Genomic DNA, 15,202 nt, shown 5'->3' with positions numbered 1-15,202 from the left:
GAAGGCCTTCGTCGATAAACGCCTTACATGCAAACGGGGGTTGGGTGTGAACGGGTGGGACATCACTCCGTCCGGGGTGGGAACCGTGATTTCCCATGTGGGGGACGTCATGAAGGCCCTGGACGGCATCGTTCAGGCGTACTCCGGTGATGTGGAAGGCGCGGCCGCCTCGGCCGGCACGCTCGCACCCGGTGGGCAGAGCGGGAACGGCAAGCGGCAGGGAGGGTTGGTCGCCGCCGCGCTCGCGGAGTTCAGTGGCGGTACCACGGACGAGCTGACATTCATCGGTGTGCGCGTCGGCAAGTCGGTCTTCGGTGCCGTGGAAGCCACCGCGGCGTACCAGGCCGGGGACCTGGAAATGGCGGCTCGTGTACAGCACCGGGCGGCGGAGATGGTCGAACCCGACATGCCCGCCGGGTGGAAGGCGGGGCGGCTGTGATCAAGCCGGAGTCCATTCCGCTGTTCACCGGAGACCTGGGGCAGTTGGACCAGCACGTCAGCGCCCTGCGGACCGAGGCGGACGGGATTCGCCGAGCCGGGGACGCCGCGCACAGACAGTTCCAGACGCTGTCGGCCTTCTACACCGCTCCGGAGGCGGAGGACCTCTTCGCCTCCACCACACCGGCCCGGGATGCCGCCGATGTGTTCGCGGACAAGGTCGACACGGTCGCTGAGGCTCTGTCGACGTACGCGGCCGAGGTCGCGCCCATCGCGAAGCGGCTCGAGCACCTGCAGAGCCGGGCGACCGCATTCGTGGCGGGTCTGAAGACCAGCAGCGGCGACTTCGACGAGAACTGGAAGCACGACGCGGACAAGGTCGAAGAGCATCAGGCTCTGATGCACGATGTCGCTGCCGCGCAGGCCGCGTTCACGGCCGCCGAGATCGCATGCCACAACAAGATCACGGCACTGGTCGACGGCACTCAGTACGTGATGCACACGGGTGACAAGCAGTTGATCCCGCGAGGTGCGGAATTCTACGGCTACAGCGCCGAGGCACTGGACCAGGCCAAGGAACTCCCCTGGGGAACGCCTGTGAGCAAGTCCCACAACTGGTGGGACCCGGACGACTTCAACTACAACTTCAAGAGCTTCGTCTGGGACGGACTGATCGTCGACAACATCTGGGGCACCGTCGACGGTGTGTTCTCGCTCACCGGGCTCAACGGTCTGGAGAAGCTCAAGGAGTCGTGGACCGGTATCGGCCGTGTGCTGGTTGGCTCCGAGACCTACCTGATGGAGTCCGGAGGCCAGAAGCCCACCGGCATCCTCGCGAGTGACTTCGCCCAGGGCAGCAAGTCCTACGCGAAAGAGTTCACCAAGTCCTTCGTCGCGTGGGACCAATGGAGGGAGAACCCAGCCCGTGCGTCCGCCACCGTCGTCTTCAACCTGCTCACCCTGAGCGCCGGCCCTCTCAAGGTCGCCTCCGCAGGACGGGCGGGCACCGCGGCCAAAGCCGCCTCGACGGTTGCGAAAGTCGGCGACGCCATTGATCCGGTCAACGCTGCTTTCAAGGTCACGGGACACGCCCTACCCAAGATCGCGGAGGTCACGGCAAGGCTGCGCGGCGTGGACAGCATCCCCGACCTGCACGCCCCGCACAGCGTCCTGGAACTCTCCGACGGCTCCAAGCTCGTCGTCGAGGACGGCAAATTCGTCGCGTACAACAGGCACGGGGACGTCATCACCGACGCGCCGAAGCAGGGTCGGGTACATAACGCCGGCGGCACCGCCCGCCAACACTCGAATGAAGCTGCATACGAAGCCGCCGCGAACGACCGTACGAAGCTGGATACTCCCGCTCAGGCGGACCACTCGCGCGACCTGGTCGGGGCCGGCGCCCGGGCTGAACACGCCACTGGCGCTACTCGCACCGGTCAGCAGGCGCCAGGGTATATGGGCAAGGGCGCCAGCGGCCACGTAGCTTCGCGTGAAGGCTCCTCCCGCGGGTCTGGTAGTGAAGGATCGTTCCAGCGACCGGCAGCCGATAGGGGGACAGACGGCCACGACTCTTCGGGGACGGGACGCGGCGAGGGCGCTCATGGCTCTGGACCCGAACGCGACTCGGCCGTGAACGATGCTGTGCATCCGCACGAGGGGCATGATTCGCCTGCCGAAGAGGGCGAGCGATCGTCCGAAACCCACCAAACCGGCAGCCCGGACCACGAACTTGATGTCACGCGCCGTGCACTACCGCCGGGCACGGCGGACCGCACCCTGCGCGAGATGCAGGCCATGCGCCATAGTCGGAACCGTTACAAGGGCGCGGAGAGCTACGTCCGCAAGATTGCGGGCGGTGCCCCGGAGCGGCACTATCGCGTACCGACCCACGACCATCCCTACTACCCTGTGCAAGGACCAGGGGGCCGCAACGTGGACGTTCCGGTCGACATGCCGGACGGCCGCACGCTGGCCGTAGAGGTAAAGCACTATCTTGGATGGCGGACGATCAAATTCAAGGACGGCAGTACACGTGCCGTGAAGGGCGAAGTCCCCCTGAGTGAGGGCATCGTCGAACAAATCAACAAGGATCTGACACTTCGACGCTTGGATCCCAACTATGATCCGCGGTGGGTCTTCCTGCATGCGCCCCCGTCCGCGCCTCTGAGGAATTATCTCATTCAGGCTCGTATCATCTTCATCGAATACGGGCCACCTCCCAAGTAGCTCAGAACTTCATGAAAGGCACACGAGGTAGTGAATCTGAACGATCCGGATCTCCGAGAATGGAGCGAGGAAAGGCATCGGAATGCCATCGATATTGCGGACATGCTCGGGGTACCTCCCGAGGTCTATGCTCGTGACCCGATGAGTGTCATTCCGGCCTTGGATGACTATGTCTCACGCGCCCCTCTGGGTGAATTCGAGGAAAACGACTGGATCACGCTGCATGTCGACTTGATGTCCTTCGTCGCCGACTTCCTCATTCGGAAGTACGGAGCACGCTGGATTCTCGTGGACGATCCCGCGGGGCCCATTGGATACCGCTATATCATCGAGGCGACCGGAAACGACGGACATGCCCGTCGAGTCGACCCCGTTGATATTGTGAAGATGGAATTCGCCAACCCTCCGATCGAAATTGTCCGGATGCTCGCCAGTGCAGAGCTGACTCTGCGCCTGACATCTCGAACCACTGAGAACGAATAATAACCGGGCCGAATTCGCGATGGACTGGATGTCACCGCGCATATGGCTCGGTGATTCGCTAGAGAGCGCTGAAGGTCCTGGTCGAGACTTCGAAACGCGGGGAAACACAATTGAGACGTGGGACCTTGCGGTCAATGCGATGCAGTTGGGCTCGACGCTCTTCGCCGTGACGGGGGCAAGCCTGGGGCCCGTCGAATGCCGCATCAACCACAAGAACTGCAGCCTGCCGATGCCGGCGCCGGTAACTGGCTCACAGCTTTCTGGCCGGCCGCCATCTGTCGTGAGCGGTAGCGGATGACGCAGTTGTGCGAGATTCCATTGGAGCAGTTGCGTGCCCCGGAAGGTCCGTATGGTAAGTGCATCTACCACTGGGTGGACACCCTGCAGACGTACTGGCTGCGTCGGCCGGGGCTGGAGCGGAAACTCACTGCCACGTTCGAGGCGTCACACCCCACAAGTTGTACTGGACCCGGAACGAGGAGCGTGAGGCGGACATCGGCGGGGCCGTGCCCTCGGTCTCTTGCGGTCGCATGCCTTGCCTGTGACGGCAGGATCCCCATCGATGTCGAGTCCGAGTAATTGCCCAAGCACCTCCTCCAGCACGACTGGCTTGGCGCGTTCCCTACCTGAGGGGGCGTTCGCTCTACTTCGTGGAGACAGGTAATCGAAAACCGTGACAGCCCAGGACTACGACAACCAGCTTTTGGAGTCAATATCGGTACGCCGCCGCCGCTTGCGAGACGCTCTGTTGTTCGGGGGACAGCGAAAGCGGCGGTTCGCGGACGAGCGTATGGGAAGGATGTTCGCCGGTCTCGTGATCGCGGCGGTGGCGTGCGCAGGGTGCGTGGGATGGTCGTTCGTCTCGCATCGGGTCATCGGGAAGAGTCCGTACGTGACCCCCGTCCCACCCTCGCCCGGTGCTTCGCCCGTGAGCTCGTCCCAGCCTTCGTCGTCGCCCTCCGTTGCCCCATCTACCCACTGATAGGTTCGAACACGTGATAGCCACGGGGTCTTTGAGTCGGTTCGCGACTGGTAGTCGTACGGCTCTCAGCCGGGTGACTCTGGTCGGTGAGCGGCGTCGGGTCGACCTCGTGATGCCGTCCCAGGAGCCGGTCGGTCTGCTGCTGCCGGAGATCATGCGGTTGCTGGACGACCAGGCGGGCACACGGCCCGAGTTGCGGCACCTGGTCACCGCGGACGGCTCGGCGCTCGCGCACGACGGCACGCTGGAGTCTGCCGGTGTGTCAGACGGGGCTGTCCTACGGCTGGTGCGCGTGGAGGACGCGCCGTCGGCTCCCGTTGTCCACGACGTCACGGACGAGGTCGCCGACGACCTCGACGTACGCGCGTGGCGCTGGCGGCCCGCGACACGACGGGTCGTCGCCGGTCTCGCGACCGTGTTCTGGGCCCTGGCTGCCGGTGTGCTGGCCCGGAGTGAATTCACCCTCTCGGCCGTTGCCGGTGGACTCGTAGCGGCGGCGGCTGTGTGTGCACTCGCCGGGGTTCTCGCAGGTCGGGCTCTACGCCGAGGGCTGGCCACCACCTTGATCGCCACTGCTGGTGTACTGGGCGCGCTCGGGGCCTGGACTGGGGCGGATGCCTACGGCTGGCCCGGCGCGGCGAGGCTGGCGGGCGCAGCGGTGGCCGCGACTGCAGCGCTGGTGCTCGCCGGGTGGCTCACGCCGTTGGGCCGTGGTGCGCTGATCGGTGCGGGCGCAGTCGGCGGATGCCTTGTGCTGTGGGAGGCGGCGATCACTCTGCAACACGGGGCGGGGAGTGCGATGCAGCAGGCGCGGGTCGGTGCGCTGCTGGCCGTCGTGTCTGTCGTGGCGCTGGGTCTTTTGCCGCGGCTGGCGTTGATGGCATCGGGGCTGACCGGGCTGGACGACCGACGCACGGGCGGAGCTCCAGTGAGCCGCTACGAGGTGGGTACCGCACTCGCGGCCACGCATCGCGGACTGGCGATAGCGACCGTCGTCGTCGCCTCTTCCGCAGCCGTGGCCACCGTGCTTGTCCTGCGTGCGGTCTCCGTGTGGACGGTGCTGCTGAGCGTCGCCGTCGTGGTGGTGCTGGGGCTGCGCGCACGTGCCTTCCCACTCGCCGTCGAGGTCGTGGGGCTGCTCGTCGCAACAGTGGTCGTCGCGGTGCGGCTGGTGATGGTGTGGCTCGGGCATGCCGCAGGGGCGGCGCCCATTGCCGTGCTCGCCCTGTTGGCCGTCGTACCCCTCGTGGTGCTCGCCGTCGAGCCCGCCGAGCACATGAGGGTTCGGCTGCGGCGTGCCGGTGACCTGTTGGAGTCGCTCGCGGTGATCGCGCTGTTCCCGTTGGTCATTGGCGTATTCGGAGTGTACGGGCGGCTGCTCGGCACCTTCGCGTGAGGGCCCGGGACATGGGGATCGACATGACTCAGGAAAGGGACTGGCAGCGCGATGTGCTGCGGGAGCTGGCCGACGCCGCCGCTGGCGATCCGCTGTCGGCGTCTCCTGCGACGGTTCCGGAATCTCGTGCACCGACATCCCCCCAAGCACCCTTTCCGGGGGCTCCGGACGCGCCCATACCGGCTACCACTCCGGCTCCCCGTCAAGCTCACGGCCCCCGTGTGCCCCTCCCGGCCCCCGAATCCGTGCCCACCGTCGACCCGCGACTGGCCATCGCTCTGGGGCGTCCTCAGCACGGTGACTCGGTGGTGCGGCGCACCGGGCGTTCGCTGCGCAGGCTGACCGCGTCGGCAGGGCAGGAGGTCGCCGAGCACACGCACCTCGCGCAGGAGGTGCAGCAGCCCGTCACGACCGGCCGGGTGATCGCGGTGACGTCGATCCGCGGCGGGGTCGGCAAGTCCACGGTGGCGGCGCTGCTGGGCCGTACCTTCAATCATTACCGGCACGATCCGGTGCTCGCCCTCGAGGCGGACGCCGCTCTGGGCACTCTGCCGGTGCGGATGGGCGCGGAGTCGGTGCGCTGGTCCTGCGGGGACCTCGCACGGATCCTGACGCCGGCCATGCAACTGACGGAAGTGACCGGCTACTTGGTTCCCGTTGCTGACGGTGGCTGGCTGCTGCCCGCAAGCCACGGGCGCGTGGGCGCTCCCCTGGACGTGCGCACCTACCGGACCGTGACGCTGGCGCTGCGGCGGTATTTCGCGGTGACGGTGGCGGACTGCGAGACGCTGCCCGGTGAGGTGGCGCGTACGGCCATGGACACGGCCCACTCGCGCGTGGTCGTCGCACCGATGACCGTCGAGGGGGTGGACGGCACCCGACAGGTCCTGGACTGGCTGGCCCGGTTGCCGCACTCCGCTCTGGCCACCACCGTGGTCGCTCTCAGCGCCAACTCGCCCGACACCACACTCGACCGGAAGGCCGCCGTCGCGCACCTGCGCGAGCCCGGCGTGCCCGTGGTGCTGCTCCCGTACGACCGTCACCTTGCCCAAGGAGGCCCCATCCACACCGCCATGCTGGGCCAGGACACCCGTGCCGCGGCCGTCCGCCTGGCCGCTGAGGTGATGCGCCGGGCGGTGAGAGTGCGATGACCCAGCACCTGGTCCATCGTCCGGCCCGCAGCACCCGCCCTCTCGCGCCGGTTCCGCCCCGCACCGTCGAGGCGCCCCCGAACCTGCCCGAGGGCAAGGTCGGCAACGCCGTCACCGCGCTGCTGCCCATGGCCGGCGTCATCAGCTCCGTCGTGATGATGACGATCATCCGCAACAGCCAGTTCGCCGCGCTCGGTGCGATCGTTCTGGTCGTCGCGCTGCTCGGGGCCGTGGGCCTTTTCCTGTCCCAGCGAGGGAAGGCCCAGCGCACCCGGCGCACCCAGCGTGAGCGGTATCTGGAGTACCTGGAGGAGCTGCGCGAGGAGCTGGGCGCCGCCGAGCGGGAGCGGCGGCAGCGGGCGCGCCTACTCGATTCGGCGCCGCAGGCGCTGTACGACGTCGTACGCGATCCGGCCCGGCTGTGGGAACGCCGCCGTCAGGACGCCGACTTCCTCGAGGTGCGGGCCGGCACGGGCGACGTCCCCGTGCAGGAGCTGGTCATCGGCCAGAACGCCACCGGAGGGGTGCTGACCCCGCCGGATCCCTTCATGCTCAACGAGGCCCGCGCGCTGCAGAGCCGGTTCAGCACCGCGACCGACTTCCCGCTCACCGTGCCGCTCGACCGCGCCGGCAACGTCAGTGTCGTCGGTGACCGGGACGGCGTTCTGCGCGTTGCCCGCGCCTTGCTGGTCCAGACCGCGGTGATGCACGCCCCGGAGGACGTCGGCGTCGCCCTCGGCGTCCCCGACGAGGTGGAATGGACGTGGGCCAAGTGGCTGCCTCACGTTCTCGACCCGCACGCATACGACGGTCCGGTCGCCGCTCGCCGGATCGCACGCGACGTCACGCAGCTGGCCCGGCTGTGTGCGCCCGACCTGCGGCAGCGCGCCGCGTACGCCGCCGAGGTGCGACGCGGCCTGTCCGGCAAGGATGCGCTGCGGCTCACCGGTCGGCTGCTCGTGGTCAGCGACACCTATGGCGACACGGCGGCCGAACTCCCGCGCCCGGACTCGGCGACGAGCCTTTCGGACATGGGCGTCACCGTGCTGCACCTGCTGGAGCAGCGAGTGCACGAGCCCGACCAGGTCAGCGTGCGCATCACTGTCGACGGCGACCGCATCACCGTTCAGGACCTGCGTACCCCCGACGCCCTCACCGCGTATGGCACCTGCGACGCCGTGACCGGGCCCGGAGCCGAGGGCGTCGCCCGCATGCTGGCGCCGCTGAGGCTGTCCGCGGAGTCGGCGGCCGAGGGCACACCCATTGCCGGGCCGGTTGACTTCCCCGCCCTGCTCGGCATAGACGACCCGGCCGCCCTCGACCTGCGCCGTCTGTGGGCCCCGCGCGGTGAACGCGCCTTCCTCCGTGTCCCCATCGGCCTGACCGACCGGCACGAGCCGGTGTTGCTGGACCTCAAGGAGTCCTCCCAGCTCGGCATGGGCCCGCACGGGCTGTGCGTAGGGGCCACCGGCTCCGGCAAGAGTGAACTGCTGCGCACCCTCGTCCTGGCCTTGACGGCCACCCACTCGCCCGATGACCTCGCCCTGGTCCTGGTCGACTACAAGGGCGGCGCCACCTTCGCCCCGTTCGCCGATCTCCCGCATGTCGCCGGGGTGATCACCAATCTGGAGAACCAGGCCGGGCTCGTTGAACGTGTCCACAGCAGCCTGGCCGGCGAGGTCAAGCGCCGCCAGCAGGTCCTGAAGGACGCCGGGAACGTCGCCGACATCGGCCAGTACGCGGTACTCCGGGCGACCGACCGCCCGGATCTGGAGCCGCTGCCCCACCTGTTCGTGGTTATCGACGAGTTCGGCGAACTGATCACCGCCAAGCCGGACTTCATCGACCTTTTCCTGTCCATCGGCCGTATAGGCCGCTCCATCGGCGTGCATCTGCTGCTGTCCAGCCAGCGCATCGAGGGCGGAAAGCTCAAGGGCCTGGACACTTATCTCTCGTACCGGCTGGGGCTGCGCACCTTCTCCGCCGACGAGTCGCGCACCGTACTCGACACCACGGACGCCTTCCACCTGCCGCCGCTGCCAGGCTTCGGCTACCTAAAAGTCGACACCTCCACGTACGAGCGGTTCAAGACCGGTTACGTCTCCGGCATCTACCGTGGCCCGGCGCTGCGCGAGGAGCGGAACGACGAACCGCTCGCTCGGCCCTACCCGGCGTACACCACACCGCAGATGGCCGAGGCCGCGGAGGAGCCGGCCGTCACCCGGCGCGAGACCGGCCCGACCCTCTTGTCCGTCATGGTCCGCCAACTCGCCAATGCTGCACCGCCGGTACGGCGGATTTGGCTGCCCCCGCTGCCCGCCGCCGTCACCCTGGACTCGGCAGCCGGGCCGCTGCGGGCCGGTACGGAAGGCCTGGGCCTGGCCCTTGGCGACGAGCCGATGCTTGTCCCGCTGGGTGCCCTCGACGACCCGGCCCGGCAACGGCAGCAGCCGTGGCTGCTGGACCTGACCGTCGCCGGCGGCCACGTGGCGGCCATCGGCGGACCGCAGTCCGGCAAGACGACCCTGCTGCGCACCCTCGCCCTGTCACTGGCCCTCACCCACACGCCGTACGACGTCGCCCTCTACGGCCTTGACCTGGCCGGTGGCGGCCTGTCCGCGCTGACCGGCCTTCCGCACGTCGGCGGCATCGCAGGGCGCGCCGACCACGAGCGGGCCGCCCGCACTGTCGCCGAGGTACGCGCCATGCTGGCCGAGCGCGAGGAACTCTTTCGTGAGTACGGCATCGACTCCGTCGGTCAGCTGCGACAGCTGCGCGCCAAGCGCCGGCTTCCCGAATTGGGTGCCACCGACGTCGTGCTGCTCGTCGACGGATTCGGTTCTCTGCGCGACGAGTTCGCCCACCTCGATGACGGCATCGCCGACCTGCTCAAGCGCGGCGGCGGCTACGGCATCCACGTCGTTGCCGGAATGCTGCGCTGGAACGACGTCCGCCTCGCCACCCAGTCGATGTTCGGCACCCGCATCGAGCTGCGCCTCAACGATCCCGCCGACTCCTCCATCGACCGGAAGCTGTCCGAGACACTCACCACAGACACTCCCGGCCGGGCGCTCACCGACGAAAGGCTGTTCGCGCAGGTTGCACTGCCCCGGATCGACAACCTGCCCAGCGCGGACGACCTGGGCCCTGCCCTCGAGCGTGCCGCACGCACGATACGCGCCTCCTGGCACGGCGAACTCGCCCCGCCTGTAAGGGTATTGCCCACCAGGCTGCCCGCCGCGAAGCTGATCTCCCCGACTGTCGAACCGCAGAAGATCCCCATCGGCGTCGACCAGGACGCCCTTGCCCCCGCCGTGCTCGACCTGTTCGGCTCCGACCAGCACCTGTTGATTCTGGGCGACAACGAGTGCGGCAAGACGAACCTCCTGAAGCTTGTCGCCACCCAGCTCGTCGAGCGGTACTCGGACGAGGAACTCGTCTTCGGCGTCTTCGACCCACGCCGCGGCCTGCGCGGCGTCATCCCCGAGCCGTACCGCGGGGGCTACGCCCACAACTCCAAACTCGCCGCGGCCTTGTCCACCGGCATCGCCACCGAACTGGAAAAGCGCCTGCCGGACACGGCCGATCCCGACGCGCCGGTGACCGCCGAACCCGCTTTCACGGGGCCGCGCATCGTCATCCTTATCGACGACTACGACGTCCTCACCGCCGCGGGCCAGCAGCCCCTGGCACCTTTCCTGCCATACATTTCCTCCGCCCAGGACATCGGCCTGCACTTCGTCCTGGCCCGCCGCACCGCCGGAGCCTCTCGCGCGCTGTACGAGCCGCTGCTGACCACCCTGCGCGAGACCGGGACAGCCGCCCTCGTCATGACCGGCGAGCGCACTGAGGGCCTGCTCTTCCCCGGCCTGTACGCGTCCCAGCAGCCGCCCGGTCGGGGCACCCTGGTCCGCCGGGGACGCCCCCACCGGCTCATCCAGACCGCACTCACCACCGAAGCAGACGAAGTCGTCGAAGAGGCCCAGCACCCGTGACCAAGGACGTCATCGCCCTCACCCCCAAGATGCCCGATCTGCGTACCCTCCTCGCGGGCCTGTACGCCGGTGGCCCCGACCTCGGTATGAACACCCTGGCCGACGGCGCCGTTGTACAGCTCTGCTCGCCCGACGGCCGGCCCCTGGTCTCCGTGGAGGCGCCCATCCTGGTTCAGGTCCCCGGCGAAGTGGCGCGCCTGCTGGAACACGCCGTTCCGGACGGGCCTGTGTGGTGGACCGAGGCCCGCGCCTCGACCGCGGTCGCCGAGGCCGCCCGGCTCGCGGGCTCTTTCGCCGGACGGCTGGCCACCGTGCTGGGCGGCAGGGTCTGGCCGCCGGAGGCCGCCACCACCGACGTGGTCCCGCTCACCGCCGACGTCTCCGCCGCCCAGGCCTCCGCCGCCGAGGCCCCCGCGATCGACGTACTCACCGAGACCACCGCCGTGGTCATCCAGGACCGCCCCTTGGTCGCCATGACCAGCTGGCTCACCAACGCCCTGCGCACCGCGGTCGAGCACGACCGCTCTCTGCAGATCGTCACGCCGCCCACCGCACGGCTCACTCTGCCCACCCGCGCGGCCCTGCGCGGCCTGCCCAACCGCTGGGTCGTCCAGCACCCCGAGCACGGCTACTACGACGGCCTTTCCGGCGTCGTGCTCCAGTGGAAGAACGGCACCTTCACCCCGGTACGCGACGACAACGGCACCACCCGCCTCACTGAGGCCTTCACGACCGCCACGGGCAGCGGTGAGCGCCAGCTGATCCTCGCCCTGCGCACCCGGCACCCCGCCGATGCAGACCTCGTTCTCGGCCGGGCCCTGGAAGCAGCCTTCCAGCACCTGACCGGCGCCCCGCCCGCGGGCTGGAGTACTGCAGAACCGGTCAACCTACCTTGGTCCATGCGCCAGTTGACCGACCTGGCCCGATCGCGCGCGCCGCAGCCCACCTGGCTGATCGCGGTCGGCCACCCCGGCCGCCCTGCCCTGGCCACCGCCCGCATCCTGCGCACCCAGGCAGGTGTCGAAGAAGAGATCACCCTTTCCCTCGGCTACGGCAAGGGCGAGGAACCACCTCTGGACGCGATGGAATCCCTCACCGCAGTACTGTCCGCCGATCACGGGATCGTCACCCTGCTCACCTCACTCCGCAGCGCCCGCCGTGACCTGACCGTCCCGCCGCACCTCGAAGCTCCACCCATCCCCATCGCGTTCACACTCGGGCACGACGAGGCCAGGAACGTCGGCCTCACCCGCGCCGAACACCCGCCCTTCGGTCCCACGCCCACACGGCTCGGCCCCACGGCCCAACCAGCCTTCCACTACCCCCTCGGCGACGGAGTCGACCCCCATGCCTGGACCACCTTCCAGGACCTCACCCGGTACCTGAAGCCAGCCTGACCCTCCGGCTGACGGACATGACGAGGCCGTGAGCGTCGATGCCAGGGCCGATGGGGTCGTCGGCTTCCAGGGTCCGCAGAGGATGAGGCAGTGGACGAAGACGTGTTGCGGCAGTGCTTCTCGAGCGGAAGCCACGTGTCCGTCCGCACCCGGGCGCAGCCGTCACCGGGCTCAGTGGCCGCCCAGGCAAGCTGCTCGGCCGGGAACCCCGGCCGAGCGCCTGCAGGAACCGCTTGCGGCCCGACGCACGACCCCATGCCGCAACGCGCCCCGCAACCCGCCCCGCATCAAGGGCCTTCGGTGGCCTCGATGCGGTGGGCGGGCGTACGGTCAGGATCCGCCGAGCTGGCTGAGCCGGGCGGCCGCGGCCATGGTGGCGGAGATGTAGCGCTGAGGTGCCTGCGGCATGATCTCCATGGGCTTCAGCAGCAGGACGGCGCCCCAGATCGAGTCGTCCCAGATGACGGGGGCGGCGATGCTGTTCCACTCCGCCATGCACTCCTCGCGACCCAGTGCGTAGCCCTGGTCCCGGATCTCCGCCAGCGAGGCGAGCAGTTCGTCGCCGTCCCGGATGATGCCGGGGCCGGCCTCGTCGGGTATCGGGCCCGCGGCAAGCCGCTTCTGGATCTCCTCGGGCAGGTAGGCGAGGATCGTCCGGCCCGAGGCCCCGGTGCGCAGAGAGCGGGTGATGGAGAGCACGTCGCGCGGGGTCATGCCCAGCTCTTTGAGGTCCGAGTCGCCCACGGCCATGTCCAGGCACTGCCTGCCTGCCGTGCCGAACTGGGCGCGCATGTACAGGAAGACCAGGCCGTCGTCCGTGGACTTCCGCAGGCCTTCCAGTACTTCCTTGGACTCGTTTCCCGAGAGGTTGTCCTCCGCGAGTGCGTGGAAGCCGAGTTCGGCGACGGTGCTGCCGAGCTGGTACAGGCCCCGGTCGACTCGGACGAAGGTGTGGTTGTAGGTGCCGGCGGTCAGCATGCGGCCGGTGGTGGAGTCATCGAGATCGGCGACTCGGGCGATCTCCGACAGTCGGTGGGCGCCGGGTCCCAGAGTGATGAAAGCCTGTTGCACGCGCATGAAGCGGTCGGCGTAGCCGGTCCCCGTTCCGCGCTGTCCGCTCATCAGCCGTACCCCCTTGTTCGAGCCCGCGCCCCTCCTCCCGAGGCACGGCAGTACGCGGTGACGGTGTCACCGCGTACGTTCGGGGCAGCAAGATTATTACTTCGAGGTATCGAGACTGAACTTGCCCATGCCGGTGCGGTTGTTGAGGGCGTCGTGCGCCTTGGCCGCGTCGGCGAGCGGATAGGTCCCGCCGCTGACGATCTTGAGCATGCCGTTGCCGACGGCGTCGAAGAGCTGCCTCATGGAGGCCGCCAGCGGGAGCGTCCGGTCGGCGTACAGGCGCGGGAGCCAGAAGCCCGCCACGGTGATGGACTTCTGGAGCAGGGTGTGCACGGGGACGTCGGCGAGCTGCCCGCCGGCGAAACCGTATACGGCGAGCCTGCCGCGCGGGCCCAGTGCATCAAGGGTCTGGTGCAGCGTCCTGCCGCCCGTCATCTCCAGCGCGGCGTGGACGGGGCCTCCCGCCGCGTCGCGGATCCGTTCCGCCAGCCCCTCCTCGTCCGAGGAGTCGACGGCTGCCGTCGCCCCGAGTTCCAGGGCCAGCCGGCGCTTCTCGTCGGTGCTGGCAAGGGCGATGACCGTGGCGCCCGCCTGGTGAGCCAACTGGACGGCCAGCGAGCCGACACCGCCGGCCGCGGCGGGGATGACGACGGTCTGTCCCTTGGTGATCTGGGCGACCGTGAAGAGCAGGTGGTAGGCGCTGTTCCCCTGCAGGGCCAGCGGCACGGCCTGTTCGTCGCTGATCCCGTCCGGGATCTCCCAGTGCAGCCGGCGGTGGACGGCCGCCTTCTGTGCATAGCCGCCCCCCTGTGTGAGGGCCACGACGCGTGTGCCGTCCTCCGTGGTGCCGACGACCTCGTTGCCGGGGATGTACGGCAGGTCGACCGGCGCAAGGTAGGTATTGCCGCGAACGTGGACATCTGCGTAATTGACACCCGCCAGCTTCACATCCAGCAGCATGTGCCCGCGCGCGGGCTCGGGGTCGGGAACTTCTTCCAGCTGCAAAACCTCGGGACCGCCGAATTCCCTCATGACAATGGCGCGCACAATGCTCCTATCGACGCGGGTCGGACCTGCTCCCTGACAGGCTAGGGCATCCCGCTGGAGGTCCTGACCTGGGAATCTTGTCGCCTACACATTTCTCACGAGGCGAGAAACGACGGCCCGTTTCTCACCTGCCGAGAAGATTTAACCTCGAACTTCTCGCGAGATGAGAATAGAAATTTTCGGGTTGCGTTCGCCCTTTTCAGGGGACATAGTGATGCCGCCTCGCTTTGCCAGGCGGTTTCCCAGCGGTCGAGGCTGCTGCGGGGCGGCCGGCATACGGGAGGACGAGAGCGACTCATCGGTCGAGGCCAGGACCCTGCTCGGAGCTGTGGGAACGAGCTTCCGGGGCAGGACGTGAGCGCTCCGGGAGGCGTACGGGGACGGGTGGAGGACACTGATGAACGACCAGGTGCCGCGGTTGGCATCAGACGCAGCGACCGCCATCGGACTGCCCGCCTCTTCCTGTCTCCCGTGAGGAGACCGCGTCAGCACGTGATGGTCGCCCGACGCCTCTGGCCGGCATCCGGAACGGCATGCCGTCGGAGTGCACCGGGCGGCTCCTGAACTCCCGGCCAGAGACACCACACCACCAGAGATCGAACCGACCCAAGCCCTGGGGTGCTCCTGAGGCGTGCAGCGGCACGCCGCCCACAGGACGAGCCAACTCGTGTCTGCCCTCGCAGGAACGGGCTGCTTCGCCGTGCGCCGGAGCCCTCAGCACCTCATACAGGAGGCTGCTGTGTCCGTTTCCCTGCCCGCAACCCTGCCTGTCACCACACCGCCTTCCGCGCCGGCCGCGCCTTCGGCCAACTGCCGGGAGAACGCCCGCATCTGGGTCCGCGTCATCGGGGACGACGCGGTCCGCGCGACGGGCGTGCAGCCGTCCCTTCCGTTCTTAACGGCTCGTCGGCCTCGGCCCCTGCGCGCACGCCAGGCGCACAAGCACCACGGGATGCCGCTAC

At 68.6% G+C, this 15,202-nt stretch carries 11 protein-coding genes; 9 read left to right on the top strand and 2 right to left on the bottom strand.

Annotated features, from left to right (window positions below):
• The first annotated feature begins 46 nt into the window (after nucleotides 1–46).
• The 9 genes from ACWCP6_RS13755 (at nucleotide 47) to ACWCP6_RS13715 (ending at nucleotide 12,071) form a co-directional block, all read left to right on the top strand.
• Nucleotides 47–439: a DUF6507 family protein gene (locus ACWCP6_RS13755; RefSeq protein WP_450932605.1), complete on the top strand. Its 393-nt coding sequence runs from the start codon at nucleotides 47–49 to the stop codon at nucleotides 437–439.
• On the top strand, nucleotides 436–2,667 hold the full coding sequence (locus ACWCP6_RS13750) for a hypothetical protein (RefSeq protein WP_450932604.1): 2,232 nt from the start codon (nucleotides 436–438) through the stop codon (nucleotides 2,665–2,667). The genes ACWCP6_RS13755 and ACWCP6_RS13750 overlap by 4 nt, the downstream gene beginning before the upstream one ends.
• A gap of 30 nt (nucleotides 2,668–2,697) precedes the next feature.
• Nucleotides 2,698–3,150 (top strand): hypothetical protein, encoded by a 453-nt coding sequence (locus tag ACWCP6_RS13745; RefSeq protein WP_450932603.1) that lies wholly within the window; start codon nucleotides 2,698–2,700, stop codon nucleotides 3,148–3,150.
• A 294-nt stretch (nucleotides 3,151–3,444) separates the two neighbouring features.
• Entirely contained in the window at nucleotides 3,445–3,729 is a 285-nt protein-coding gene (locus ACWCP6_RS13740) for an Imm49 family immunity protein (protein ID WP_450932602.1), read from the top strand.
• A 94-nt stretch (nucleotides 3,730–3,823) separates the two neighbouring features.
• Nucleotides 3,824–4,132 carry a hypothetical protein gene (locus ACWCP6_RS13735; protein WP_450932601.1) on the top strand — a complete coding sequence of 103 codons (309 nt, stop codon included), beginning with the start codon at nucleotides 3,824–3,826 and terminating at the stop codon, nucleotides 4,130–4,132.
• A gap of 73 nt (nucleotides 4,133–4,205) precedes the next feature.
• Entirely contained in the window at nucleotides 4,206–5,528 is a 1,323-nt protein-coding gene (gene eccD / locus ACWCP6_RS13730; protein ID WP_450932600.1) for a type VII secretion integral membrane protein EccD, read from the top strand.
• 23 nt (nucleotides 5,529–5,551) lie between these two features.
• A complete protein-coding gene (locus ACWCP6_RS13725; RefSeq protein WP_450932599.1) occupies nucleotides 5,552–6,679 on the top strand; it encodes a hypothetical protein in 1,128 nt (375 codons plus the stop codon).
• A complete protein-coding gene (eccCa, locus tag ACWCP6_RS13720; protein ID WP_450932598.1) occupies nucleotides 6,676–10,674 on the top strand; it encodes a type VII secretion protein EccCa in 3,999 nt (1,332 codons plus the stop codon). Before ACWCP6_RS13725 ends, eccCa begins: the two co-directional genes overlap by 4 nt.
• Nucleotides 10,671–12,071: a DUF6177 family protein gene (locus ACWCP6_RS13715; RefSeq protein ID WP_450932597.1), complete on the top strand. Its 1,401-nt coding sequence runs from the start codon at nucleotides 10,671–10,673 to the stop codon at nucleotides 12,069–12,071. The genes eccCa and ACWCP6_RS13715 overlap by 4 nt, the downstream gene beginning before the upstream one ends.
• A gap of 330 nt (nucleotides 12,072–12,401) precedes the next feature.
• Here ACWCP6_RS13715 and ACWCP6_RS13710 read toward each other — a convergent pair whose 3' ends face one another.
• Both ACWCP6_RS13710 and ACWCP6_RS13705 read right to left on the bottom strand, forming a co-directional pair.
• Nucleotides 12,402–13,193: an IclR family transcriptional regulator domain-containing protein gene (locus ACWCP6_RS13710; protein ID WP_450932596.1), complete on the bottom strand. Its 792-nt coding sequence runs from the start codon at nucleotides 13,191–13,193 to the stop codon at nucleotides 12,402–12,404.
• Nucleotides 13,194–13,289: 96 nt separating this feature from the next.
• The gene (locus tag ACWCP6_RS13705) at nucleotides 13,290–14,225 is read right to left on the bottom strand and encodes a quinone oxidoreductase family protein (RefSeq protein WP_450932595.1); all 936 of its coding nucleotides are present in this window, start codon (nucleotides 14,223–14,225) and stop codon (nucleotides 13,290–13,292) included.
• Nucleotides 14,226–15,202: the final 977 nt, after the last annotated feature.

The sequence above is a fragment of the Streptomyces sp. NPDC002004 genome, assembly GCF_053593975.1.
Note: the sequence above shows the minus strand (reverse complement) of the source record. Positions and strands in the feature narration are given on the sequence as shown.

What these genes read in the sequence shown, in the direction of transcription:
- ACWCP6_RS13740 (WP_450932602.1), top strand. Translation starts at nt 3,445, where the DNA reads ATGACGCAGTTGTGCGAGATTCCATTGGAGCAGTTGCGTGCCCCGGAA.
- ACWCP6_RS13725 (WP_450932599.1), top strand. Translation starts at nt 5,552, where the DNA reads ATGACTCAGGAAAGGGACTGGCAGCGCGATGTGCTGCGGGAGCTGGCC.
- eccCa (WP_450932598.1), top strand. Translation starts at nt 6,676, where the DNA reads ATGACCCAGCACCTGGTCCATCGTCCGGCCCGCAGCACCCGCCCTCTC.
- ACWCP6_RS13710 (WP_450932596.1), bottom strand. Translation starts at nt 13,193, where the DNA reads ATGAGCGGACAGCGCGGAACGGGGACCGGCTACGCCGACCGCTTCATG.
- ACWCP6_RS13705 (WP_450932595.1), bottom strand. Translation starts at nt 14,225, where the DNA reads ATGAGGGAATTCGGCGGTCCCGAGGTTTTGCAGCTGGAAGAAGTTCCC.